21 protein-coding genes are annotated in these 24,256 nt (G+C 37.6%); 20 read left to right on the top strand and 1 reads right to left on the bottom strand.

Annotated features, from left to right (window positions below; translation table 11 throughout):
* Positions 1-469 precede the first annotated feature (469 nt).
* Positions 470-904 carry an acyl-CoA thioesterase gene (locus tag VYM24_RS00665; protein WP_007210119.1) on the bottom strand — a complete coding sequence of 145 codons (435 nt, stop codon included), beginning with the start codon at positions 902-904 and terminating at the stop codon, positions 470-472.
* A gap of 80 nt (positions 905-984) precedes the next feature.
* Here VYM24_RS00665 and VYM24_RS00660 point away from each other — a divergent pair, with 80 nt between their 5' ends.
* From VYM24_RS00660 to VYM24_RS00565, 20 genes are all read left to right on the top strand, one after another.
* Positions 985-1,548, top strand: coding sequence for an L-threonylcarbamoyladenylate synthase (locus VYM24_RS00660; RefSeq protein ID WP_227087934.1), 564 nt, complete (start codon positions 985-987; stop codon positions 1,546-1,548).
* A 141-nt stretch (positions 1,549-1,689) separates the two neighbouring features.
* Positions 1,690-3,480, top strand: coding sequence for a chloride channel protein (locus VYM24_RS00655; protein ID WP_299088196.1), 1,791 nt, complete (start codon positions 1,690-1,692; stop codon positions 3,478-3,480).
* A 12-nt stretch (positions 3,481-3,492) separates the two neighbouring features.
* Positions 3,493-4,464 (top strand): methionyl-tRNA formyltransferase, encoded by a 972-nt coding sequence (gene fmt, locus VYM24_RS00650; protein ID WP_291548799.1) that lies wholly within the window; start codon positions 3,493-3,495, stop codon positions 4,462-4,464.
* Between the two features lie 188 nt (positions 4,465-4,652).
* Positions 4,653-5,246 carry an RNA polymerase sigma factor gene (locus VYM24_RS00645; RefSeq protein WP_227087919.1) on the top strand — a complete coding sequence of 198 codons (594 nt, stop codon included), beginning with the start codon at positions 4,653-4,655 and terminating at the stop codon, positions 5,244-5,246.
* Positions 5,247-5,444: 198 nt separating this feature from the next.
* Positions 5,445-5,630: a hypothetical protein gene (locus VYM24_RS00640; RefSeq protein ID WP_227087918.1), complete on the top strand. Its 186-nt coding sequence runs from the start codon at positions 5,445-5,447 to the stop codon at positions 5,628-5,630.
* Positions 5,631-5,694: 64 nt separating this feature from the next.
* Positions 5,695-6,345, top strand: coding sequence for a ribulose-phosphate 3-epimerase (gene rpe / locus VYM24_RS00635; RefSeq protein WP_330941217.1), 651 nt, complete (start codon positions 5,695-5,697; stop codon positions 6,343-6,345).
* A 56-nt stretch (positions 6,346-6,401) separates the two neighbouring features.
* Entirely contained in the window at positions 6,402-8,504 is a 2,103-nt protein-coding gene (locus tag VYM24_RS00630; RefSeq protein WP_330942298.1) for a ComEC/Rec2 family competence protein, read from the top strand.
* Between the two features lie 109 nt (positions 8,505-8,613).
* Complete coding sequence (locus VYM24_RS00625; RefSeq protein ID WP_330941216.1) at positions 8,614-9,840, top strand: 6-bladed beta-propeller; 1,227 nt, start codon at positions 8,614-8,616, stop codon at positions 9,838-9,840.
* Between the two features lie 121 nt (positions 9,841-9,961).
* Positions 9,962-10,339: a ribosomal maturation YjgA family protein gene (locus tag VYM24_RS00620; protein ID WP_217712696.1), complete on the top strand. Its 378-nt coding sequence runs from the start codon at positions 9,962-9,964 to the stop codon at positions 10,337-10,339.
* A gap of 977 nt (positions 10,340-11,316) precedes the next feature.
* Complete coding sequence (locus VYM24_RS00615) at positions 11,317-12,426, top strand: BF3164 family lipoprotein (protein WP_299088180.1); 1,110 nt, start codon at positions 11,317-11,319, stop codon at positions 12,424-12,426.
* 38 nt (positions 12,427-12,464) lie between these two features.
* On the top strand, positions 12,465-13,526 hold the full coding sequence (locus tag VYM24_RS00610) for a TolB-like 6-bladed beta-propeller domain-containing protein (protein ID WP_299088178.1): 1,062 nt from the start codon (positions 12,465-12,467) through the stop codon (positions 13,524-13,526).
* A gap of 514 nt (positions 13,527-14,040) precedes the next feature.
* Positions 14,041-15,984 (top strand): hypothetical protein, encoded by a 1,944-nt coding sequence (locus VYM24_RS00605; RefSeq protein ID WP_330941215.1) that lies wholly within the window; start codon positions 14,041-14,043, stop codon positions 15,982-15,984.
* Positions 15,985-16,042: 58 nt separating this feature from the next.
* Positions 16,043-16,774: a signal peptidase I gene (gene lepB, locus VYM24_RS00600; protein ID WP_217712693.1), complete on the top strand. Its 732-nt coding sequence runs from the start codon at positions 16,043-16,045 to the stop codon at positions 16,772-16,774.
* A gap of 46 nt (positions 16,775-16,820) precedes the next feature.
* A complete protein-coding gene (locus VYM24_RS00595) occupies positions 16,821-18,596 on the top strand; it encodes an O-antigen ligase family protein (RefSeq protein WP_299088170.1) in 1,776 nt (591 codons plus the stop codon).
* 24 nt (positions 18,597-18,620) lie between these two features.
* Positions 18,621-18,953 (top strand): hypothetical protein, encoded by a 333-nt coding sequence (locus tag VYM24_RS00590; RefSeq protein WP_299088167.1) that lies wholly within the window; start codon positions 18,621-18,623, stop codon positions 18,951-18,953.
* A 79-nt stretch (positions 18,954-19,032) separates the two neighbouring features.
* Positions 19,033-20,160, top strand: coding sequence for a 6-bladed beta-propeller (locus VYM24_RS00585; RefSeq protein WP_299088164.1), 1,128 nt, complete (start codon positions 19,033-19,035; stop codon positions 20,158-20,160).
* A gap of 10 nt (positions 20,161-20,170) precedes the next feature.
* On the top strand, positions 20,171-20,722 hold the full coding sequence (locus VYM24_RS00580) for a hypothetical protein (RefSeq protein ID WP_299088160.1): 552 nt from the start codon (positions 20,171-20,173) through the stop codon (positions 20,720-20,722).
* A gap of 53 nt (positions 20,723-20,775) precedes the next feature.
* The gene (locus tag VYM24_RS00575; protein WP_330941214.1) at positions 20,776-21,903 is read left to right on the top strand and encodes a 6-bladed beta-propeller; all 1,128 of its coding nucleotides are present in this window, start codon (positions 20,776-20,778) and stop codon (positions 21,901-21,903) included.
* A 5-nt stretch (positions 21,904-21,908) separates the two neighbouring features.
* Positions 21,909-23,087: a 6-bladed beta-propeller gene (locus tag VYM24_RS00570; RefSeq protein WP_330941213.1), complete on the top strand. Its 1,179-nt coding sequence runs from the start codon at positions 21,909-21,911 to the stop codon at positions 23,085-23,087.
* Positions 23,084-24,250 (top strand): 6-bladed beta-propeller, encoded by a 1,167-nt coding sequence (locus VYM24_RS00565; protein ID WP_330941212.1) that lies wholly within the window; start codon positions 23,084-23,086, stop codon positions 24,248-24,250. The genes VYM24_RS00570 and VYM24_RS00565 overlap by 4 nt, the downstream gene beginning before the upstream one ends.
* Positions 24,251-24,256: the final 6 nt, after the last annotated feature.

Here is a 24,256-nt window from a genome sequence, read left to right as displayed (position 1 = left end):
CCATAATAGTAAAAATCGTTTTTTTAGGAGAGAGAAACCCTGTATTTGGAGTAAACAGATGAGCTATTTGGGATAAATGGATTGTATGTTTACTTAAAATAGGTGGTCTAAATGTTAAAAAAGAAAGATACCTTTTCCCGGAAGAGCTTATTTGCTCAATGTGCTTGTTTGTGATAATAGGGAAAAAGTGTTTCTGTGTTATGTAAAGTGGATGATTTAATGACTTTTTGATAAAAAGAGTTTTGCGTGATGAATCTTTTGTTTTGATATTTGATTTACGATTTTGGTATATATTAAAAATGGTATTGGTATTATCCAAATCTATAAATTGTACTGGCTTGACTAATAGTGCTTTTTTGAAAATCGAAAAACGATGTTTGTATGTGAAAAATCCCCTTTACATGCAGCCTTTATGGATAAAGGAATAGTGCAGTGAAAGGGGACTTCTTGTATTTTACTATATTTGTTTTTATTTTTTCTTTCTCAAATCCCTTCCTTCGTATTTACAGATTGCCTGAATCCATTCTTCTTCCAGAGGTTTAGATTCATGTTTTTCTAAATCAAAAGTTACCATCACAGAGGTACATATGCACTTGATCTCCTGTGTTTCCGTATCAATCACCCGCTGGGCGAGGTGAAAACTTTTGGTGCCGATTTCAGTAACGGCAGTTTGTACTGCGATATGATCCGAGCCATAAATCTGTGCAAGGAAGTTCGCTTCTATGTGTACGACGACAATGCCGTCTTTCTCCCAATCGACGTCCGGACATACGGAGGCAAAATACTCGGTTTTTCCCAAATCATAGAAAGAGAAATAAACCGTATTGTTCACATGGCCGAACTTATCGACATCATTAAATCGTAGTTGTATGGGCAGGGTGTGGTTAAATTGAATTTCTTCCATTGTTTTCTCTTAAACTTTTCTATTAATCCGTGCAAAAATAGTACTTTTGCGTGTTAATCACTGTATTTATACACCAAGAAATGATAGAAGATATTAAAAAAGCCTGTCAAGTGATGAACGAAGGCGGAGTCATTCTGTACCCCACCGACACCATTTGGGGAATAGGTTGTGACGCCACCAACGAAGAAGCTGTGCGGCGTGTGTATGAGATTAAGCAGCGCTCGGACAGTAAGGCGATGCTTGTATTGGTAGATTCTCCTGTAAAGGTAGACTTCTATGTGCAGGATGTGCCTGAAGTGGCATGGGATTTGATTGAAGTGGCAGATAAACCGTTGACGATCATCTACTCCGGTGCGCGAAACCTGGCACCTAACCTGATTGCCGAAGATGGTAGCGTGGGTATCCGGGTAACGAATGAAGAATTCTCAAAACGGCTTTGTCAACAGTTCCGTAAGGCGATTGTTTCTACATCGGCCAATATCAGCGGACAACCTTCGCCGGCAAATTACAGTGAGATCACAGAAGAACTTAAGTCCATGGTCGATTACGTAGTGGGCTATCGACGGGAAGAAATGGGACATCCAAAACCATCTAGTATCATAAAACTGGATAAGGGTGGTGTTATAAAAATTATCCGGGAATAAAATAACGGACTAAAAAAGGTATCGTTATTTTTAATCTCTGTAAGCTCGGGTATGCCCTGAGTTTGTCGAAGGATTTTCTCTCTTATTATATGGATACGAGAGTAAATTCTTTATTTCGTTTAGATTGGTAAATATAGGTATATGGAAAAAGAGAAGAGAAGTTTGTTTCAGCGTTTCCTTTTATGGCGTGAAAAGAATATTAAGGAAAAACAGTTTATCTTGATACTCAGTTTTCTGGTAGGTATCTTTACGGCTATTACGGCTTTGATACTGAAGATGCTGATACACTGGATACAGAATTTCCTGACGAACAATTTCAATACGACGGAGGCCAACTACCTTTATCTGGTTTATCCGGTAGTGGGTATTTTTCTGGCAGGATTGTTTGTACGCTATGTGGTGAAGGATGATATCAGTCATGGGGTTACTAAAATTCTCTATGCGATTTCCCGCCGGCAAGGACGGATTAAGCGGCACAATACATGGTCGTCTGTGATTGCCAGTTCCATAACCATTGGTTTCGGTGGTTCGGTAGGAGCAGAGGCGCCTATCGTATTGACAGGGTCCGCTATTGGCTCCAATCTGGGAAGTATTTTTAAGATGGAGCACCGCACACTGATGCTTTTGGTAGGCTGTGGTGCTGCCGGTGCTATTGCTGGTATCTTCAAGGCGCCTATTGCAGGACTGGTGTTTACACTGGAAGTACTGATGATAGACCTGACTATGACTTCTCTGCTTCCGTTGTTGATTTCTGCAGTGACGGCTGCTACAGTGTCCTATATTACTACCGGAACAGAAGCAATGTTTAAATTCCACCTTGACCAGGCATTTGAAATGGAACGTATTCCTTACGTTATCATGCTGGGGATATTTTGCGGACTGGTTTCGCTCTATTTTACCCGTGCAATGAACTCTGTGGAAGGTTTGTTTGGCAAGTTGAAAGGCCCTTACCAGAAGTTGGCTTTGGGTGGTGTCATGTTGAGTATCTTGATATTTCTTTTCCCGCCGCTCTACGGTGAAGGCTATGATACCATCGAACTGTTGCTGAACGGTACTTCCAATGCCGATTGGGATACGGTGATGAACAATTCCTTTTTCTACGGACATGGAAATTTATTGTTACTCTATTTGATGCTCATCATCTTGTTTAAGGTGTTTGCGTCCAGTGCGACAAATGGTGGCGGTGGTTGTGGTGGTATCTTTGCACCTTCTTTGTATTTGGGATGTATCGCTGGTTTTGTCTTCGCTTTTTTCAGTAATAAGTTTGATTTCTCTTATTATCTGCCCGAAAAGAATTTTGCCCTGATGGGCATGGCGGGTGTGATGAGCGGTGTCATGCATGCCCCGTTGACCGGAGTCTTCCTGATAGCCGAACTGACGGGTGGATATGACCTTTTCCTCCCGCTGATGATTGTAGCAGCCAGTTCTTATCTGACAATTATTGTTTTCGAACCTCATAGTATTTACTCCATGCGTTTGGCTAAGAAGGGAGAATTGCTGACTCACCATAAAGATAAAGCAGTACTTACTCTGATGAAGGTGGAAAATGTGGTGGAGAAAGATTTTGTAGTGGTTCATCCGGAGATGGATTTGGGGGAATTGGTGAAAGCGATTTCAGCCTCACGGCGTAATATATTCCCGGTAACGGATAAGAGCGGAATACTGATTGGTATTGTTACTTTAGACGATATCCGGAATATCATGTTCCGGCAGGAGTTGTATCATCGTTTTACGGTAGGCAAGCTGATGACGGCTATTCCGGCACGCCTTTATGACACGGATAGTATGGAACAGGTGATGCGCACGTTTGATGATACGAAAGCATGGAACCTTCCTGTGGTAGATGAAGAAGGGCACTATCTGGGGTTTGTTTCCAAATCGAAGATATTCAATTCATACCGTCAGGTACTGGTTCATTTCTCTGAAGATTAATAAAGTTGTTATATGATGAAGAAAGAAGATTTGCGAATAGTTTATATGGGGACTCCGGATTTTGCAGTGGAGTCTCTGCGGTGTTTAGTAGAAGGTGGATATAATGTAGTAGGTGTCATCACCATGCCTGATAAACCGGCAGGGCGAGGACATAAACTTCAGTTTTCTCCGGTGAAACAGTATGCGCTGGAACAGAATCTTCCTTTGTTGCAACCGGAAAAGTTGAAAGATGAGGCTTTTGTTGAGGCTCTGCGTGAGTGGAAGGCCGATTTGCAGATAGTAGTTGCTTTCCGTATGCTGCCCGAAGTGGTATGGAATATGCCACGTTTGGGAACCTTCAATCTTCATGCTTCTCTTTTGCCTCAATACCGGGGAGCCGCTCCTATTAACTGGGCGGTAATCAATGGTGATACGGAAACAGGTATCACAACTTTCTTCCTGCGTCATGAAATCGATACGGGTGAAGTGATTCAGCAAGTTCGTATTCCTATCGCAGATACGGATGATGTGGGCATTGTGCATGATAAGCTAATGATGCTTGGTGGAAAACTGGTGACTGAAACAGTAGATGCGATCCTGAATGATGCAGTGAAACCTATTCCACAGGAAGAAATGGCAGTTGTAGGCGAATTACGCCCTGCACCGAAGATTTTTAAAGATACCTGTCGTATTGATTGGAATCAGCCAGTGAAACGTATTTATGATTTTATTCGCGGTCTGTCTCCTTATCCTGCCGCCTGGGCGGAATTAGTTCAACCTGATGGAGAGGTGGTAGTTATGAAGATATTTGAGACAGAAAAAATAATCCAATCTCACCAGTTGACTCCCGGAACTTTGCTGACAGATGGTAAGACTTATATCCATGTAGCTGCTGATGATGGTTTTATCGGCATACGTGCTTTGCAACTTCCCGGTAAGAAACGCTTGAAGACAGATGAACTTTTGCGTGGATTCCGGTTGACGGAAGAATTCAGAGTGAAATAGTTACGAGCTACGAGCTACAAGTACTATGCAGAGTGACAGCGCAGTAACTTGTAGCTCGTAACTTGTAACTTAATTATTGCTTCTAATATTGTTTCTTTCCCAAAAATTTCCTTTCTTTGCATATTATTAACTACTAAACATCGAATGCCTATCGGAATACATTACGCTGAAATCTAAAAACACACGTAATGAAAGTACAAACAAATGCTGCTGACGAAACGTTAGTGGCCCTTTATGCACAAGGCAATAACGAGGCATTCGATATTCTGTTGAACCGCTATAAAGACCGTCTTTATACGTACATCTATTATACGGTGCGCAATGAAGAGTTGGCGGAAGACATATTTCAGGAAACTTTCACAAAAGCCATTGTCACCATTCAGCAGGGACGTTACAATGAAAACGGTAAGTTCCCGGCTTGGTTGACTCGTATCGCGCATAATCTTATTATCGACTGTTTTCGTCAGGAAAAACAGGAAAACATAGTGTCTTGTGATGAAGAAGAACGGAATTTACTGAATAATATCCGTCTGTCTGAAGGAACGGTTGAAGCTGAAATAGTGAACCACCAGATTCTTGCGGATGTACGTCGCCTGATGAAACATCTGCCGGACGAACAACGGGAAGTAGTACACATGCGCTTTTATCAAGACCTCAGTTTCAAGGAGATAGCAGAAATGACGGGAGTCAGCATCAATACCTCTTTAGGACGGATGCGTTATGCTATTTTGAACCTGCGCCGGATGGCGGAGAAGCATGGAATCGTGCTGACGATGGATTGAAGGGTACTCAACCGGATATTGGCCCAGGTATGGTGTTTTGGCACTAACCTGGGCTGATTTGTTTATATCTCTCATGTTTTTTATAACTTCTTGTATACTATATCTCTTCTTCTCCCGTTCTTAATACATAAAGTTCTTCCTGCTTCTTTTTGCAGCCCGCAACTTTAATTAATTATTAATTTTCAGTTCAATAAGCCTATGGATAAAAAAACTACTCCTTCTTTTTCTTCTTCATCCGTGAAACCGCGAAGTTCTGATAATGTATTGCCGGATGGACATCCGCAGCCTTCCGGGAAAACTTTGGATTTTCTTCGTAACCTTGCCCGTAATTATCGTACAGTGCCTCAGCTTCCGCAAGGCTTGCAGGGTATAATATTAGGATGAATGAAATCTTTTGTTTACATTTGTACGTTATATCTATAATATAACCTGTAAAATGTAGTGTATTATGAAACCAATCATAGCTCCCTCTATCTTGTCCGCAGATTTTGCTTATCTGGCAAAGGACTTGGAAATGGTGAACCGCAGTGAAGCCGACTGGGTCCACATTGACGTTATGGACGGTGTATTCGTTCCTAATATATCTTTCGGTTTCCCGGTATTGAAGTATGTGGCAAAACTGTCAAAGAAGCCTTTGGATGTACATCTGATGATTGTGCAACCTGAGAAGTTTATTAATGAGGTGAAAGCATTGGGTGCGCACACCATGAATGTACATTTCGAAGCTTGTCCGCATTTGCATCGGGTGGTGCAACAAATACGTGAAGCGGGTATGCAGCCCGCGGTTACACTGAATCCGGCTACCCCTGTAGCGATGTTGAAAGATATTATCCAAGATGTATATATGGTGCTGCTGATGAGTGTGAATCCCGGTTTTGGCGGACAAAAATTTATCGAACATACAGTTGAGAAAGTACGGGAATTGCGTACTCTGATAGACAGTACCGGTTCGAAAGCATTGATAGAAGTGGATGGTGGCGTGAATTTGGAGACAGGTGCCCGCCTGATAGCTGCCGGTGCAGATGCATTGGTTGCAGGTAGTGCCGTGTTTGCAGCTCCTGATCCTGAAGGCATGATACATTCGCTGAAGGATCTTTAATTCTTCATCCATTGATAATTAACAGCCTGCAACGACATCCGTTTCTGCGACTTCTGATGCCGTTTGCAGGCGGTATTGTATGTGGAGATGCGCACTTCTTCTGGCAGCGGGCGGAACTTTCCTTAAATATTCCGGCAGAGGCATCCTGTCCGTTTTCCAATCTTTTTCCTGCTTGGATTTGTCTGGCAGGTTTCTTGTTACTATTTCTGACTTATTTCCTTTCTGATAAATATCGTATTCATTGGCTGTATGGAGTTTCCGTCTTTCTCTGTTGTTTCGGATTAGGCGCCGGTATGACGGAAGAATATTTGCATCGTACGGATTTTCCTTTTTCCGATGAGGCGGCAGTCTATCAGGTGATTCTTCAGGAAAAGCCGGAAATGAAAGAACGAAGCGTGTTATGTCATGTCCAATTAGAGGGAAAAGTGAATGATGAGGATTTGCAGAAAAGTGAATATGGACATACATTTTTATTCTATTTCCCGAGAGATTCCGCTACTGTTGCATTAAAGAGGGGAGATAGATTATGGGTACATACTCGTATTGCCCCTCCTGTCAATAATGGGAATCCTGACGAATTTGATTATGTACGTTATCTTACTCGTAAAGCTGGCACCGGCACAGCGTATATCCCTGCCGGACATTGGCGGATAATAGGTCATGATGCTTCCCGCTCCCTTCAGCAAATAGCTTTGGACTATCGGGAAAAAGTGGTGGAACTATATCATCGTTTAGGTTTTCAGGGAGATAATCTTGCAGTACTTTCGGCTCTTACGGTGGGAGATAAGGAGAATTTGAGCGAGGATATACGGGAAACTTATTCAATTGCTGGCGCCAGTCATGTACTGGCACTTTCAGGACTTCATATAGGCTTGCTTTCTACTTTATTTTTGTTTTTCTTCTCCTTTTTGTGGAAGCGGTGGACTGCTTTTAAACCCTTGGGATTTTTTCTGGTTATTCTCTTTTTGTGGGCATTCGCTTTTCTTACGGGATTATCTTCTTCTGTGGTACGATCCGTAATCATGTTCTCTCTGCTGGCTGTATCCCGTTTACAATCTGAGAAATTGTTATCGTTGAATACACTGGCGGCTACTGCCTTTTTAATGTTACTTTATAATCCACTTTGGCTTTTTGATGTGGGGTTTCAATTGTCTTTTGTAGCGGTAGTTTCTATTTTGTTGATACAGCCCAAACTTTATAGCCTGCTCTCTGTCAAGCGTTGCATTCCTCGTTATGTTTGGGGATTGCTGACGGTTTCCGTTGCTGCGCAAATCGGTACGGCTCCTTTAGTTATATTCTATTTCTCCCGTTTCTCTACTCATTTTCTGCTGACAAATCTGTGGGTGATTCCTATGGTGACATTGATTTTGTATTCTGCGGTTCTTATGCTTGTCCTGACTTCTTTTCCTTTCCTACAATCTGGCTGTGCTTTAGTGGTCGATGCTCTGTTAAGTGCTCAGAACAAAGTTCTCTGCTGGATAGAAGAACTGCCAATGTCCTCTATAGATCGGCTTTGGATAGATCATTGGGAGATTATGCTGTTTTATCTTTTTCTATTATTGCTGCTTCGGAGTTTGGCTATCCGAACTGCTCGCAGCATATCCTTTCCGCTTTGCTGCCTGTTGTTGCTGATCACTTATCATACGATTTCCGTCAGCCTGTCTTCTCCTCAGCGCGGCATTGTTTTTTATAATGTCCGTGGCTGTCCTGCCGTCCATTGCGTTGCTAATAGTGGAGAATCCTGGTTGGCTTATGCTGATAGTGTGCCGGATACTTCCCGTTTGCACCGTGCACTCGTACCTTATTGGAATCGTCAGCATCTCTCTATTCCCAATGCTTTGCCTGCTGATTATTCTACTTCCGGTCTGGCTTTTCATAATCACATTGTTTCCTATGCGGGCAGGCGGGTTTGCCTGCTCCATGATGCCCGCTGGAAAAATAAGATTTCAAAGCACCCTTTACAGATCGATTATTTATACATTTCCAAAGGCTACAATGGTCGTATTGAAGAATTGACTTCTTTGTTCCGCATCCGAACCGTTGTTTTGGATGTTTCTCTCTCAGACTATCGTAGTGATATTCTTAAAAATGATTGTTGCCGTTTAGCTATTCCTTGTATAGCTTTGAAGGAGAGAGGAGCGCTTTGTATCCATTTGTAGAAAATATATTATTGAAGTTTACTAAGTATAGTGACTATTCTTTTCATAATCTTGTTTTGATGATTACTTTTGCAATTGATTATGTAAGAGAAAGAAAATGTAATATACTATGAGAACACTTACACTGTTAATGGCATTAATACTGGGATTATTGACTACTCCTGGTGAAGAGAATAGCGGTTTAACAAAGGAAAATGGCTATGTGATTAATTTGGATCGTGCTGAAAAGTTGGAGAAGAAGACTTATTCATCTTTATTCAGCAAGGCGGGAATCATTGTATTGGAAGATACGGATGAATCATTATTAGGAAAAGTTGATAAGTTAGAAGTCTGCGATAATAATTTGTATGTATTGGAAAAAGGCAGAGGGCTTTTTCTGTTTAATAAGCAGGGTAAATTTATAAAGATGATAGGGCGTAAGGGGAAAGGACCCGGTGAATACATTGATCCGGGTGATATAAGTGTCGACAGGGAAAATAAGAAAATATATGTACTGGACTCCCAAACTCAGAATGTATTGAAGTATAGTAGTAATGGAACTTTTGAAAGTTCATTTAAACTGGAAAATAAAGGTACAAGATCCACTTTTATTCAACCTTTTAAGAATGCGCTGTATACAAATCTGTATACATTTGATGAATCCGGGAAACGATTTCTTTTGAGTAAAGTGGACGTTACTAATGGAAAAAGAATTTCTTTTCAATTCGAGGCTTCTCAGTATAATAAGGGTTGGAATGAACTATTCAGTACTGATCAACATACCTTTATCTCCGGTCCTACCGGAAATCCCAAGTTTATGCAGATCTTCATGGATACAATATTTGAAATAACTTCCAAAGGAATAAAGCCGTATATTACTTTGCAAAGTAAAAAGCTTGTGACAAAGGAATATTTGGAAACTTTGATAGCAGAGAATGATATGTCGAAATCTGTAAGAGTGTCAAAAATATACGATAGATTGATGAAAACCGATAAGATATATAATGTATTTGATTATTGGGAAACCGGTAAATATATTCATTTCAGCTATCATGTAGGCTTTTATGGTTATTCCATTCTTTATAAGAAAGAAGAGAATAAAGCTTATGTTATGTCAGGTATAACTGACGATTTGCTTTATACGGATAAAGCAGGCACATTGTTAATTTCCAAACTGTATTCATTTGATGAGGACCGGGTATATTGCATTGGCATGAATGACGGTTTCACCAAGGATATCTTTTTAGAAAATATGAAGAAAGGCGGAATAAACCCTCGTATAGAAGGGGCCGATAAATTGCAGACCTTGACGGAAGATTCAAATCCGATTATTATATATTATGAGTTTAAGAAATGAAGCTCGTGAGGCATTAAGTAATTTATCAGAAGATGATAATCCGATATTGTTGTTGCTGAAATTTTGAAGTTTCCCATTTATAATAGATTTTAATTTTCCAAATATGTAATAAGAGTGATTTATGGATAATAGAAATGATACATTTATTGGTAGCCGTTGGTTTTACGCAATTTGTTTTGCAGGGTTGTTTGTGGTCGAAACATTAATAGCCCTTTTTGTGCGTGACGCATTCATACGTCCCTATATGGGAGATGTATTGGTGGTAATACTCGTATATTGCTTTGTGCGTATATTTATTACCCGTCCATTGCGATGGCTGCCACTATGGATATTCCTGTTTGCTTGTTGTATTGAAACGTTACAGTATCTGCAATTGGTTACTTTATTGGGGTTGCAAAATTGTACGCTGGCAAGGGTAGTATTGGGTACGTCATTTTCATGGTGGGATATTGTTTGCTATGCTGTTGGGTGTCTGCCTTTACTTTTTATCAGGCGGTAAACGGAACTCGCTCTCAAGCTTCAGCTTCTACCAAAGGTTTATGGTTGATTTTACTTGCACGCTTACACTAATGCTCTGTATCGCCCTATTCATCGGCAATAAGCGGTGGTGTAAGCAAATAATAACGGAGTGTAGGTAAAGTTACCTACACTAACGCAAAATAGGGGTATGCTGCTGTAAATAAGTTTGTTATGTATCATTTTGTACATAAATCGATTCTTTCAGTACCCTCTGTTTTTCGGCTTTTTCTTCGCCACAAAGACGTCGAATGTGGCAAATAACAATAGTTTGTACCATTCCGGGGAGAGAATTCCCGTCTTGCAATGATGCTCAGAGTATGGTTTGCTAATGTTGATTGCCTATGTTTCTTAGGTTAATATCTTATGTTTATATTGTTAATAATCAATATTATAGCGTTTAGTACAATTGTCAATCACGTGCTTCATTATTGTGGTTCTACTGATTCACAATTATGAAGCATGTGCTTCACAGCTGTGGTCATAGCAAAATAAAGAATATGAAGATACCCCAGGTGCTATGTAAAAGCAAAGAAAGGGCAATGCTTTTTTTAAGAAAGAGTAAGAGTCTGTTTTAAAATGATAGGATTGAACACGGAGACACGGAGGATGAAGAAAGAAGAAGGATTCTTTATCACTTTACGTATGCAACTTCAGTTAAATTGGTTTGAATTCTTTGTTTGTATAGGATTAATCATTTTTTAATCTCTAATTAATCTTATATGTTACTATTAATTAACCTTAGCTCTTTATATTTGTACATAGCATTAGGCCTCTATGTAAAAAAGATTATTTAGAGAAGAACTACTATAATTGTTAGAAGCCGCCTGCTTTCGCTTTTGATTTCATCTTAAATGAAAAATAGATAATGTCCGCCTTGAAAAAATTAAAGAATATAACAGAAAAAATGATTGTATTTTATAGAAATGTGGTTGAATTGGAAATAAACAGGTAAATAGTATGAAAAGAATTAGAGGTATATTTTGTTTTGTGATGTTGTTTATTGTTTGCATAAGTTGTCGTGAGAAATATGATGATGGCAAATATTTTAATGGCGATATCCAAAAAGTCGAAGATAATAGTGGAACAGTGAAAAAAGTCACTTTAAATAATGTTATATTGCATGGTGCAAACTATGGCTATATTGCAGTCTATGATTCACTGATGTTTTTTTTGAATCCCAAATTACCGGATCATTTTTATAATATATTCAATATAAATACCGGAGAGGAGATTGGAACCTTTTGTAGTAAAGGAGGTGGTCCTAAGGAGGCTGCTGCTTTTGGACCTATTTCACAATTCTTTAAAATAGGAAATGAATTGCAGACTTTATTATTCGCTCCTAATGAAGAAAAATTAGTTATTTGGAATATAACTCAATCTATTAAGCAGGGTATTACTGTCATAGATAAGATTATTCCGTATGCTTGGAGAGATGCGAATGGGGGAGCATGTTATAATGAGATGTACCTTCAAGATGACAGTATATTATTGGCTAGGGTAGATCCTTTCCCTTTAAGTGATGAAGAATCTACTTTACTGTTTTATCAAAAACGGACGCTTGATACTAATAAGGCGTTAAAGAACTATTCAATTTATAAGCAAACAATAAAAAATGAGGAAGCTTCCATTGTATCCGAAGCTTTTTTTACTTCTGCTGATGCCTTTAAACCGGATGGGACTAAGGCTGTGCAAGTGATGGGGCACCTTCCGCAATTGAATGTTTTAGATTTTGAGACTGGACAGGTCGTGGGATATCGTATGGAAGGGGGAGATGACTTTTCAATCTTTCAGGGAAAGAAAAATATAAAAAATTATTATGTAGAAGTGCAGGCTGATGATAATTATATCTATGCATTGTATTGGGGAAAGGACAGATGGGGAATGCATGAGATTCCGTATGTCAATACTATTCATGTTTTTGACTGGCATGGTAAATTAATACAGAAGTTGGAGACGGATTATGATATTGATAAAATGTTTTTGGATACAGTTAGAAACAGATTGTATGTAACAAGACCAAAGTCTGATGATGTGTATTATTTAGATTTAGATGAGGTCTTTAATTAGTTTGTTTGTAGTAATATTTATTAAAAGACAGGCCGATTATGAAATATCTTGTATTTACAGCTTTTTTGCTTTTTATCTCATGCAAATCAGAAAAAAGAAGTGAGATTCGAAACGTTACTGAAACTTTGTTTGTGGATTCATCTGCAACAGTTAAGTTAGAAGGAGAAAAAATGGATTTAGATTTACTTTGTCCAATGGGAGTATTATGCATGGATACAGTATTGTTATTTTTTCAGGATTTTGAAGAAATAAAAATAAGTGCTTATGGTATGCAGAGTGGACAATTGTTAGGACGATTTTTACGTAAAGGTGGAGGTCCAAATGAAGTTTATTTGTTTTCGGGCTTTACACAATCCTTTTTTCAAAATGGTACTCCAAAGATTGTAGTACAATCTTATCCACAATATTTGGCAATTTTGGATTTGAATGAGACATTGGATAAGAATAAAACTGTATATGAAAAGAAATACAGTTTTACTGATGAACAGCGTAACTCTGTTTTTACATCTTCCAATACAGTCTTTTATATAGAAGAGAATGTTTTTCTGTTAACAAAGGCACCGGAACGGTCAGGAAAAACAGAAGATAACAATACTTATTTTGAATTATATGATTACGCTAAAAATAAGATAATAAAAAGTTTTTATGCTACAGACTTGCCATTTATACCTCAAGCATTTCAATTGTATAAAGGAGTATTATCCTTAAAAAATGATCGTAAAAAAATAGCATCGTTTATGCGCTTCATACCAATGCTTGCAATAACGGATGTTGAGACTGGAAGTTCTAAGCAAATTTTTCCTTTTGGGAAAGAGGAGGAATTAGAATCGTATATAGAGAAACCGGGACATTATTATTGGTCTGTATGTTCAACCGACAATCGCATTGTTGCATTGTATAAAGATGGGATTGCTCCGAGTGAATTAGAGAATGTATCGGTTTCCTATTTACATATATATGATTGGGAAGGCCGTCTTTTGTGTAAAGTAGAAATAGAGGATAATATAAAATGTATTACTCTTAGTGAAGAAACGGGTATGATTTATGCTGTATTAATGAACGATGAGATAAAACGCTATTGTATAAAGCAGCATCTTTAATTATAAATATCATGAAATATTTTGTTATATTATTAACCTCGTGTAATGTTTTGGGCTTTAGTAAAATATATGTGTTAATAGAAAAATGGAATTGAAATAATATGTCCTTTTTTATAAGCTCTACTTCTGTCTTGCCCTGTATTTGATTGGTTACTATTAGTATCAACTAAATACAGGATAAGACATAAAGATAACCCAGGTGCTATGTAAAAGCAAAGAAAGGACTATGTTTTTTTATAAAGAGTAAGAGGCTGTTTTAAAATGACAGGATTGAACACGGAGACACGGAGGATGAAGAAAAAAGAAGGATTCTTTATCACTTTACGTATGCAACTTCAGTTAAATTGGTTTGAATTCTTTGTTTGTATAGGATTAATTATTTTTTAATCTATAATTAAGTTTATATTATACTATTAATTAACCTTGGCTCTTTACATTTGCACTTGCCTAATGGTGGCATTAGACCTCTAAGTAAAAACGTTATTTAGAGAAAAACTACTATAATTATAATACTATGAATAGAGTACAGGTGACAATAATATGGTCTCTGTCAATTGTATTTTTTGTATCATGCGAAAGTGCGGGAGATAAACGTTTGGATTTTGCACTCGAACAGGCCGGAAAAAACAGGATAGAACTTGAAAAAGTGCTGAACTACTACCGAAATGATAGTCTGAAGTTAGAAGCCGCCCGCTTTCTTATAAGGAATATGCCGGGGCATGGCGGTTATGAAGATGACCGTCTGGACAGTGTGAAGGCGGTGATGAAGGCCGCGGTGGAACTAAATATAGGAGGTTATCTGCCTGATAGCGAATGGAAACGCAAGTGGACTGGCTTTAACTACAGGACATTGCCGAAGCGTCCGGATATTGAATACATATCTGCCGATTATCTGATAGAAAATATCGAACAATCTTTCAAAGTATGGGAAAAATGCCCGTGGGCAAAGAATTATTCATTTGACGACTTTTGTGAATGGGTATTGCCCTATCGTATAGGTGACGAGCCATTAGACAATTGGCGGAAAATGTATTATGACCGTTATAAACCTGTTCTAGATTCGCTGTATACCGGTGACGATATGGTAGAGGCCGTCAACCTTCTGGCACGCCATTTCAAGCGGACTAATCTATTTGTTCTCACCACAGAATACCGTATGCCGCATTTGGGTGCTCGTTTCTTGTCAGAATATCTGGTAGGTACATGTCGCGAAATCACCGACCATGCCGTATATGTCTTTCGGGCATTGGGTTTTCCGGTAAATATAGATAAATATTGGTATTCTCCTTCTAATCAGCATGATCACATGTGGAATGTGCTGAAAGATTCAAATGGCGGGTTCATTCCATTTTGGTATATGGATTCGTCCGACTTTGTGGTGAAACGTGGGGCTACGGACGGCAGAAAGAAAGGTAAAGTCTACAGGAATACTTTTGAAGCGCACGATAGTAAGACAGCTTCATTATTTGGACCTTTTTATCAGGATGTGACGGCAGAATACTTTGGTGAGAATGAGTTCAAGGTAAAGGTTGATGACAATATAGAAGGAAATAGTATTCTGCTGGGAATGTTTAGTCCTTCAGGATATGTCACAGTGGATGCAGTCCCATTACGACGCGGTAAAGCACAAGTGAACAATATAGAACCGGGCGTTATTTTCCAGCCTTTGACCTCTGAGAACGGAACACGTTCTCCTGCCGGATATCCTTTTATGGTAGTAGACGGAAATGTACGCTATTTTGAACCGGACATGTCGAAGGCGGTCACCGCCCATATACGGAGAAAATACCCGTTAAGGCAATACCTTTATGGCTACATGGCTACCATGACAGGTGCTGAGATTGAAGTGAGTAATGACCGGTATTTCCGTACGAGTGAGCTGCTTTGTTGCTTGACAGACACTCCCCGCACCAACCTCAATTATTATTATCCGAAGATTTCACGCCCTTATCGTTATGTGCGTTTCACTCCACCGCCTCCTGCCTATCCCACAGCAGATTGTAGGGCGGAAGTTGCAGAACTGGCATTCTTTGATAGTATGGACAGTGAAGAACATCTTCCTTCGAAAGCCATATACGGTGGTGGGCCGGTGGATGAGAATCCCGCGCACGACATAGACAAGGCGTGTGATGATGATTGGCTGACATTCTATTATTCATCAGGGCCGCAGGATTCCATCGTATTTGACCTGCAACGTGCTCGCGCCATAAAAAAGATATTATTCGTTCCTCGCAATGATGATAATTTTATCACTCCGGGCAATGTGTATGAATTATTTTATCAGTCTGGCGTGAAGGGATGGATTTCTTTGGGAGTACAGACTGCTATTACCAATGAATTAATCTATCGGAATATTCCTGAAGGTGCCTTGTTGTGGCTGCGCAATTTGACGCGCGGGAAGGAAGAGCAGGTATTCTATGTGGAAGATGGGGAGCAAAAATTTGTAGGGTATGAATAGGTGGTAATTGCATGATTGAACCGATAAGAGTTTAGGAGTTTATATAGTCTTTTGAGATATGAAAGGAAAAATAAAACGAGTATGGAAAAGGGTAGGATATACATCTTTTGTATTATTCTCCTTGTATCAGATATATCTATCTGTCAGGATCTATTGGTTCGCATTTTGTGTTATACCTACTTATTCCATGTCTCCTACTTTGTTGGGTGGAGATTATATTCTGGCATCTTTGCAAATTCCGGGGCGTAGAATTATAGAAGAAGATGAGTCACAGGACGGACGTAAGCTGGTGCATAGGCTGGAAGGTATCAGACAGGTGCGGAAGAATGATGTAGTGGTGTTCAATTATCCATATTCTGAAGATAAAGAAAAGATGATACTGAGTACAAAACTGTTTTTTTGTAAACGTTGTGTGGCACTGCCTGGTGATACGCATCAGTGGTTTGCCCGCGAGAGTCTGGAAAAAGTGTATCTTCCTAAAGTTGGAGATGTATTACCAATTGACTCCTGTAACTACAACCACTACCGACACTGTATAGAATATGAAACCGGACAATCGCTGAAATTAGAGATGGGCTTGGTTTATTTAGCGGATACTTTATTGACTGAATATCACTTCAAACATGATTATTATTTCATGCAAGGGGATAATGCGAACTATTCGTACGATTCTCGTAATTGGGGATTGCTGCCGGATGACTTCATCTTGGGAGTAGGGCAATTCATCTGGTTCTCAAAAGCTTTGGAAACCGGACAGATTCGATGGAGTAGAATATTTAAAAAGTTGTGAGATTTTCTTTGTGATTGAAAAAAGGTATACTTATATCGATATTGAAATGAAAAATAATATTATCATATCTCTGTTTTTTACAATAGTACTCTGCCTTGTGCCGGTCAGTACCTTTGTCCCTTACGAAATAGTGGACAACTATTTCCAGCTTTTTCCTGTTGCCTGCGCTGTAGGAGTAGTGGCTTTCGTGTCGTGCATTGTGCTGTTTGTAAGTAAAGTAAGATTTCATTTTGTAACCTCCGATATGCTGTTTGTTGTTTTGATTGGGTGGTATTTAATAAGATACGATTATCTGGAACAATTAGCTAACTGGAAAATAATTTATGCCGTTTTGCTGTGTGTATTCTGGTTTGCGTCGCGCTTTATTTTATCCTGTTGTCCTGTATGCAAGAAGACAATATTTTATGGTTTGGCCTTGCTGGGATGCATACAAGCTGTATGGGGTATGTTACAAATATACGGTTTTGCAGGCTCTTATCATAAGATGTTTGCAGTGACGGGATCGTTCTATAATCCCGGACCATATACAGGTTATTTGGCGGTAATTTTCCCCATTTGTTTAGGGCAGATGCTTAACGCTCAGAAGCGGGATAAATATGTATGGGCGACTTTAGCAGTGTTATTATTTTCTATGATTCCGGCAGGGATGAGTCGTTCGGCTTGGGGAGCGTTGATTGTTAGTAGTCTTTTTGTATTATCCCTCCATTTCCGATGGGTGGGGAAGTTGAAGAAATATTTTGTATCGCACTTTAAGACGACGGTATTTTGTGTAGTCTTGTTCTTGGTGTTAGGTGGAACCATTACAGGTTTGTTGATTTCGATGAGGCCCGATTCAGTTTACGGACGCTTATTTATCTGGAAACAGACACTTGCTGTTATCGCTCAAAGCCCTATTTCGGGATATGGGCCTGGGAGTTTTCCGAAAGTTTACGGCCAGGAACAATCCGCTTATTTCTCTCAAGGCGACTACTCGGAATGGGAAGAGAGAGTGGCGGGTTCTCCTGTATATGCTTTTAATGAGTATCTGCAATTGACGGTTGAAGGAGGAGTCATCTTGCTTCTTTTAGCTTGTGCTTTCATCTACTATACTTTTCGGAAAGGCTATCGAACGAGACAATATGCTATATGTGGCGGACTGTTATCTTTATGTGTTTTTGCATTTTCGGCTTATCCGCTCCAAGTGCTTCCATTTGGAGTGGCCGGTACATTGCTTGCCTCCTTATGTGTTTCTACCTGCAAGGAAGAAGAACGTCGTTGTTTTTCCGAAAGTGTTGTTTTGTATATCGCATCGATTCTCTTGCTGGTTGTTTCTGCATCTTGTATTTATCAGTTGAAGGATATTAAGCACTATAAAGAAAGGGCGTTATTTGCTCACATGCTTTACTCGGAAAATGCATATCAGGAAGCTGCGTCTGCATATGAATCTGTTTACGAGAAGATTATGCACAGTCCGAAACTTCTTTTTCGGTATGCACATGTGCTGATGGAGCAGAAGCAGTATAGTCAGGCTATTGAAGTGTTGGAGCGTACTGAGAAAGTTTCCAGTGATGTGGCTGTACTCAATGCAGAAGGGAAATGTTATTTACAATTAGGTGTATATGAGAAGGCTGAATCGTGTTTTATGGCTTCTACTCATAGATTACCCATTCGTATTTATCCTTATTATATGTTGGCTAAACTTTATGCAGATTCTGCTTACTTTAATAAGGAAAAGTTTGAGAAGATGAGCACTATTGTTCTGACAAAAGAGCCTAAAGTCTTTTCAAATGCAATCAATGAAATGAGAAATGAAATTAGAAAGCTTTCTATAAATTTGAATTAACGATTAACAATTAAAAGATCAAAAATGAAAAAGATTAAGATTGTAATGTTTGCAGTTGTGGTTATTGCTATTACTGCATTGAATGTGAGAACTGTATTGAGTTCTGATCGCTCTTACGATGTGAATACATCGACGATTGAGGCTATCAGTGGGGAAGATGATCCTATTGATGGCGGAGAAATCGGAGGGGTTGAGATTAAATGTAGTACAGGAGGAAGTGGAGATTGCTATCAAAAGCGTACGGAAACAATAGATCTCCATCGTTGCCGAGTCTATTGTGCAGCAACAGGTATTCCTAAAGACTACTGTAGTTCATTCTGGATGGGTGTTATTGATTATTGTATAAATTTAAAATAATCGTACGGATGCTATGGGGTGGCTAATGTATTGATTATGTTGGCCATCCTATTATAAATAATAAAAAAGTATATGTGATATGAGAACTATTATTGTTGTTATTTGGGGTATGTTGTTAATGACATCATGCAATCAACAAATTGCCAATAGAGATAGTACGGTATGTAAGATTGACTTTAAAAAAGTAATTTCACCTTCTTTTTACGATTATTTCTCAAGAGTTGAAATAATTCCTTTGGAAACATCTGAGAACTCATTGATAAAATATGTAGGTGAACGCATTTATCATGACGATAAATATTATATACTTGATACGCCTCAGAAAAAAATATTAGTATTTGATGAAAATGGTAACTTTTTATATGATATAAATAAACATGGTAATGGTCCAGGAGAATATACAGAATTATCTAGCTTTTATTTTAATCCTTTTACGGGTGATTTAGACCTTTTGTCTCCTATGGGAGGTATTCTTCGATATGATAGTCTTGGACAAAATTTTAAAGAGAAGATCCCTCTTCCATTGACTGTACCTGCTGTACATCAATTTATTGCACTAGACAAGGATACATATTTGCTTTTTAGCGATTCTCGTGAAGGGAATAAAATGGTGGTATATGATATTGTTCAGCGCAAGATTATCTCAGAGTTGTATGATTTACCAAAATTTCTTTTCTTTAATACTTTTTATCATCATACGTATTCTCCATTTTATGTTTGTGATGGTAAAGTACATTTTGTACAATCCTATAATGGAGATGTTTTCACCTTCGAAAGTAATTCGTTGATTCCCAAATATCATTGGGATTTTGGAGAACAGAATTTTGAAATTTCAGACTTGAAGGATGAACCTATGGAGTATTACTTTAAATATGCTCGTACAGTTGGAGCTAAATATGCAAATATTTTTGTTTCGTATGGTGAGAATTCACGATATTATATTACCGATTTTGCTTTTGATAATAAATATTGGACTCTTATTTATGATAAACAAAGTAAGGAATCTGTAGTATTTAATGCCTTTAAAGAAGGTCATGAATGCATCCCCTCATTTGTTGATGAAAGTGGAGTTTATTTGATAGGAGCAGATCCTAATTATGGTCTTAATATACTAAATGCGGAAGATTTGGATGCTGATACTCGGAAAGTGTTTGATAGTATAAAAGATGACGATAATCCTGTTGTTATAAAATATGTTTTTAAATAAACTAGAAATTATGAAAAAGGTGATTATTTCCTTACAGTTTGTTTTGCTTATTAGTATTTTAATTGTTTCATCTGTTATACTCTACAAAATGTCATTAGAAAAGTCGATCTCAGACTGGGAGAATGAACATTTTATTGAAGAAATGTATATACAGGATAATATAACGGCTTCGATTCTTTGTAGTGGTAATTTTGTTGATATAGAGGAACTTAAGTTGAGTGAGCCACGATTTGTATGCTATTATTCTTCTCAATCATGTGATGCATGTCTTAATTATGCAAAGAAGTGTATAAAAGAGAATTTCGACAAGTCTGAGGAGGCTTCTGCGATTTTATATCTGGCATCTGATTATTCGATAAATGAGAAATTTAAAGAAGGGAATACTATAAATATAGGTAGGAAGAAACTCGGTATATCTTTAGATAATACCAGTCTTGTTTGCTTTTTTGTAATTGTTGACAATAAAATAGAGCATTTGTTTATACCCGATAGGAATTATGGGAAATATACAGATACCTATCTGAAGCAAATCAAAGAAAGGTATTTTAAAACAGAAGATTAAATATAAGATGATTGTACGTGGTAAAGTATTAGTTATTCTTTAAAGTATATGTGATGAAAACATTTGCTATTGTTGTATTCTGTATAGTGTTAATCACATCGTGTAGCCAGCAAATCGCTAATCACGATAATACTACATGTAGAATTGATCTAAAGAAAGTTGATTCTCCTTCTTTCTACGACTATTTTTCAAAGATTGAGATTACCCCTTTGGAATCATCAAAGGAATCCTTAATTAAAGATGTCACTGAATATACTTATCATGCAGGGAAACTTTATATATTTGATAGGGATCAGAAAAAAATATTTGTATTTGATAATGAAGGTAAATTATTTAATATAATAAACAAACGTGGTAATGGACCTGGGGAATATTTAGATTTGTCTGATTTTAGATTTAATTCTTTTACAGGAGATTTGGAACTTTTGTCTCCTATGGGTGGTGTCTTTCGATATGATAGTCTAGGGCAAGACTTTAAAGGGAACATATCTCTCCCGTTGAAGGTATCTGCTGCACACCGATTTATAGCACTAAACAAAAATACTTATCTGTTTTTTTGTGAGGCAAGAAAAGGAAATAAGATGGTAGTCTATGATATTGACCAAAAGAAAATTATTTCGGAAATGTATGATCTTCCTAGGTTCTTATTTTTTAAAACTTTTTATCATCATACATATTCTCCATTTTATATATATGAAAACAAAGTGCATTTTGTACAATCTTACAATGGAGATGTATTTACTTTTGAGAATAATTCGTTGGTGCCGAAATACCATTGGGACTTTGGAAAACAGAATTTTGATATTTCAGGTTTGAAAGATGAATCCTATGAATATTATAATAAGTATGCTCGTACTGTTGGTGCTAAATATGCTAACACTTTTATTTCATATGTTGAGAATTCACGATATTATATTGCTCGATTTGCTTATGATAATAAATTCTGGACATTGATGTATGATAAACAAAGTAAAAAACATGTGGTCTTTAATACATTTATAGAAGGCCATCGTTGCATCCCATCGTTGATTGATGAAAGTGGAATCTATTATATTGTAGATATGCCTCAACAACTTGATTTAGTTCTAAACGTTGAGGAATTAGATGATGCCAACAAGGCAATATGTAATAATATTAAGGATGATGATAATCCGATTGTTATAAAATATGTGTTTAAATAATTAGTATGAAGAAGAATGTTTGTTTGTTATACTTGTTACTTATAATTATAAGTGCTTGTACGAATACTCAGTCTCGTAGAGTGCAGACTGATGAAATATATGTTGCTCAGTCAGGCGAGAAGGTGCTAAAAATGTCTGAGTTGGTAAAGAATATACGCTATGTAAAGCTGGAAACTACTTCTGATAATTTGATTGGCACTGTTAGTCAATTGATACCCTTAAAAGATAAGTATTTGGTAGTTGATAATTCTGCATCTAAACAAGTCCTTTTGTTCGATGCTACAGGGCGTTTCATTACTCGTATTTCTCGTGTGGGGGTGGCTCCCGGAGAATATGTGACGATTACCAGTGTAGCTGTAGATGAAGAAGAGGAACGTATTTTTATTGCTGATATGGGTACTGAAAATATATTGGTTTATGATATGAGAGGTGAATATTTAGACAAAATAAGTGTTGATTTCTCGGTGAAAGATATTGTTTATGTTGGTAGTAACAAAATGGCATGCTATTGTGATTATATGGAAAGAAAGGAGCAGGATGGTCAGGTACCTATTTTGATATTATATGACTTGAGAACAGGTGATAAGCAAATATTGTTATCTGCAGATAGCAGGATCGGTCCTCAAGAAATAATCCATGCTAATCAGTCTATGTATAAAGCTGCCAATGGTGCTTCTTTAGCTTATCCTTTAGATCCTAACATTTATTTAATAGACTCTTTAGGTATTCAACAAAAATTTTATGTGAATTGGGGAGAAGACTTTTGTAAGAAAAGAGAGCGTTATGTAGAGATGTTAAAAGAAGAAGAGGTGCCCATTGAGGAGATTTTTCAAAATAGAAAAACAAATTTTCCTAATTTACTTACTGTCTTATGTAGTGATGATTTTTTCTGTATTTTGTATAATAATCTATCTGAAATGAAAATTGGAGTGGGATTTTATAATTTTCAAAGTCAAAATTATATAGGTGGATATGCTATGGAGCGTTTCCCTATCAAAAATGATATAGATAATGGATTCTATATTAATCCTATTGCAATCAAAGGACATGATTTGTACACTATCATTGAATCTTACAACTTAAGCAGTGTGGAACCAAAGGTTTCAGCACTTGTTGATTTGAAAGAAAAAGTATCTGGTGATGATAATCCTATAATAATGATAACAGAAATGAAAATGGAATGAAGAAATGTATTTTAGTAATTTTAGCTATGCGAAAATATTTACTGTTGTTATTAGTGATATTGGCCGGATGTTCAACTTCGGTAGAAAGGGATGGTCAGAACTTGAAAGTAATTGATGTTCCTTTGCGAAGTAGCAATCATGAAATAAGGATGTCTTCATTTGTGGATTCAATTTCGTATATTCCTCTTGAAACAAAAGATGAATGTTTGATAGGTTTTGTTGACAAGATTGTGGCGACGAATGATTATTATTATGTGGTTGATAAACAGAAAACAAGTTCTGTACTATGTTTCGATAAATTAGGAAAATTTGTTCGAAAAATCGGTGAAAGGGGCGTCGCACCAGGGCAATATGTAGAAATAACCGATGTTAATGTGTATAAGGACAGGGTCTATTTATGGGATTGTTCAATGCGAAAATTATTTATTTTTTCTGCTGACGGACATTTGGAACGGGAAGTGAAAGAAGATTATTTGGCTGCTACTTTCTATGTATTAGACGATTCATGGGTGGCTTTTTGCAGCGGTTATAAAACTAACAAAGCGTATCTAAAAGACAATTCATTCCCCAATCTGTTGTTTGTTAATATTGACACTGGACAGACGAGCCCCGATTTATATTATGATTCTCGCATCTGTGCGACAGGAATAGTTGGATCCGATTTCAATTTCATAAGTAATGGTAATCTGGTGCTCTCTTTGAATGATACTGTTTATCAAGCTTTGTCACCTTCAATTTTGAAGAGGAAATATGCCATGCGGTTTGGAGGGGAATTGGAGAAGACTCAAAAGGAATATATAGAAAGGTTGAAAACAGAAAAAATTGACGCGTATCAGGGTGATAAACTGATGAAAGAAATCCCTTGTATGTATATGTTTCTTGAGACTCCCTCTTATTCCTTCTTGAGATATAGCTGGAGAGATTATTATTATGTGGGAATTATTAACCATAAGGAATCGGATACCTATATGGAAGCAGCAGGCTATAAACAAAATGCAGTGGTAAATGATATGGATGATATGGCTGTTTTTATCCCGTTGACGACTTATAAGAATGCTGTGTACAGTTGTATATCTCCGGGACGATTTGTCGAATCCAAAGCTTTCGGAAAGCAAGTGGAATTAGATGATAACCCGATTATCGTTAAATTTGAGTTGAAATGATGGATT

Source organism: Bacteroides sp. MSB163 (assembly GCF_036416795.1).
Classification (GTDB): domain Bacteria; phylum Bacteroidota; class Bacteroidia; order Bacteroidales; family Bacteroidaceae; genus Bacteroides; species Bacteroides maternus.
The sequence above is the reverse complement of the archived record's forward strand: the minus strand, read 5'-3'. Positions and strand labels throughout refer to the sequence as shown.

What these genes read in the sequence shown, in the direction of transcription:
- lepB (WP_217712693.1), top strand. Translation starts at nt 16,043, where the DNA reads ATGAAAGGAAAAATAAAACGAGTATGGAAAAGGGTAGGATATACATCT.
- VYM24_RS00655 (WP_299088196.1), top strand. Translation starts at nt 1,690, where the DNA reads ATGGAAAAAGAGAAGAGAAGTTTGTTTCAGCGTTTCCTTTTATGGCGT.
- VYM24_RS00620 (WP_217712696.1), top strand. Translation starts at nt 9,962, where the DNA reads ATGGATAATAGAAATGATACATTTATTGGTAGCCGTTGGTTTTACGCA.
- rpe (WP_330941217.1), top strand. Translation starts at nt 5,695, where the DNA reads ATGAAACCAATCATAGCTCCCTCTATCTTGTCCGCAGATTTTGCTTAT.
- VYM24_RS00565 (WP_330941212.1), top strand. Translation starts at nt 23,084, where the DNA reads ATGAAGAAATGTATTTTAGTAATTTTAGCTATGCGAAAATATTTACTG.
- VYM24_RS00570 (WP_330941213.1), top strand. Translation starts at nt 21,909, where the DNA reads ATGAAGAAGAATGTTTGTTTGTTATACTTGTTACTTATAATTATAAGT.
- VYM24_RS00575 (WP_330941214.1), top strand. Translation starts at nt 20,776, where the DNA reads ATGAAAACATTTGCTATTGTTGTATTCTGTATAGTGTTAATCACATCG.
- VYM24_RS00630 (WP_330942298.1), top strand. Translation starts at nt 6,402, where the DNA reads ATGCCGTTTGCAGGCGGTATTGTATGTGGAGATGCGCACTTCTTCTGG.
- VYM24_RS00625 (WP_330941216.1), top strand. Translation starts at nt 8,614, where the DNA reads ATGAGAACACTTACACTGTTAATGGCATTAATACTGGGATTATTGACT.
- VYM24_RS00645 (WP_227087919.1), top strand. Translation starts at nt 4,653, where the DNA reads ATGAAAGTACAAACAAATGCTGCTGACGAAACGTTAGTGGCCCTTTAT.
- VYM24_RS00615 (WP_299088180.1), top strand. Translation starts at nt 11,317, where the DNA reads ATGAAAAGAATTAGAGGTATATTTTGTTTTGTGATGTTGTTTATTGTT.
- VYM24_RS00660 (WP_227087934.1), top strand. Translation starts at nt 985, where the DNA reads ATGATAGAAGATATTAAAAAAGCCTGTCAAGTGATGAACGAAGGCGGA.
- VYM24_RS00605 (WP_330941215.1), top strand. Translation starts at nt 14,041, where the DNA reads ATGAATAGAGTACAGGTGACAATAATATGGTCTCTGTCAATTGTATTT.
- VYM24_RS00580 (WP_299088160.1), top strand. Translation starts at nt 20,171, where the DNA reads ATGAAAAAGGTGATTATTTCCTTACAGTTTGTTTTGCTTATTAGTATT.
- VYM24_RS00665 (WP_007210119.1), bottom strand. Translation starts at nt 904, where the DNA reads ATGGAAGAAATTCAATTTAACCACACCCTGCCCATACAACTACGATTT.
- VYM24_RS00610 (WP_299088178.1), top strand. Translation starts at nt 12,465, where the DNA reads ATGAAATATCTTGTATTTACAGCTTTTTTGCTTTTTATCTCATGCAAA.
- VYM24_RS00640 (WP_227087918.1), top strand. Translation starts at nt 5,445, where the DNA reads ATGGATAAAAAAACTACTCCTTCTTTTTCTTCTTCATCCGTGAAACCG.
- VYM24_RS00585 (WP_299088164.1), top strand. Translation starts at nt 19,033, where the DNA reads ATGAGAACTATTATTGTTGTTATTTGGGGTATGTTGTTAATGACATCA.
- VYM24_RS00595 (WP_299088170.1), top strand. Translation starts at nt 16,821, where the DNA reads ATGAAAAATAATATTATCATATCTCTGTTTTTTACAATAGTACTCTGC.
- fmt (WP_291548799.1), top strand. Translation starts at nt 3,493, where the DNA reads ATGATGAAGAAAGAAGATTTGCGAATAGTTTATATGGGGACTCCGGAT.
- VYM24_RS00590 (WP_299088167.1), top strand. Translation starts at nt 18,621, where the DNA reads ATGAAAAAGATTAAGATTGTAATGTTTGCAGTTGTGGTTATTGCTATT.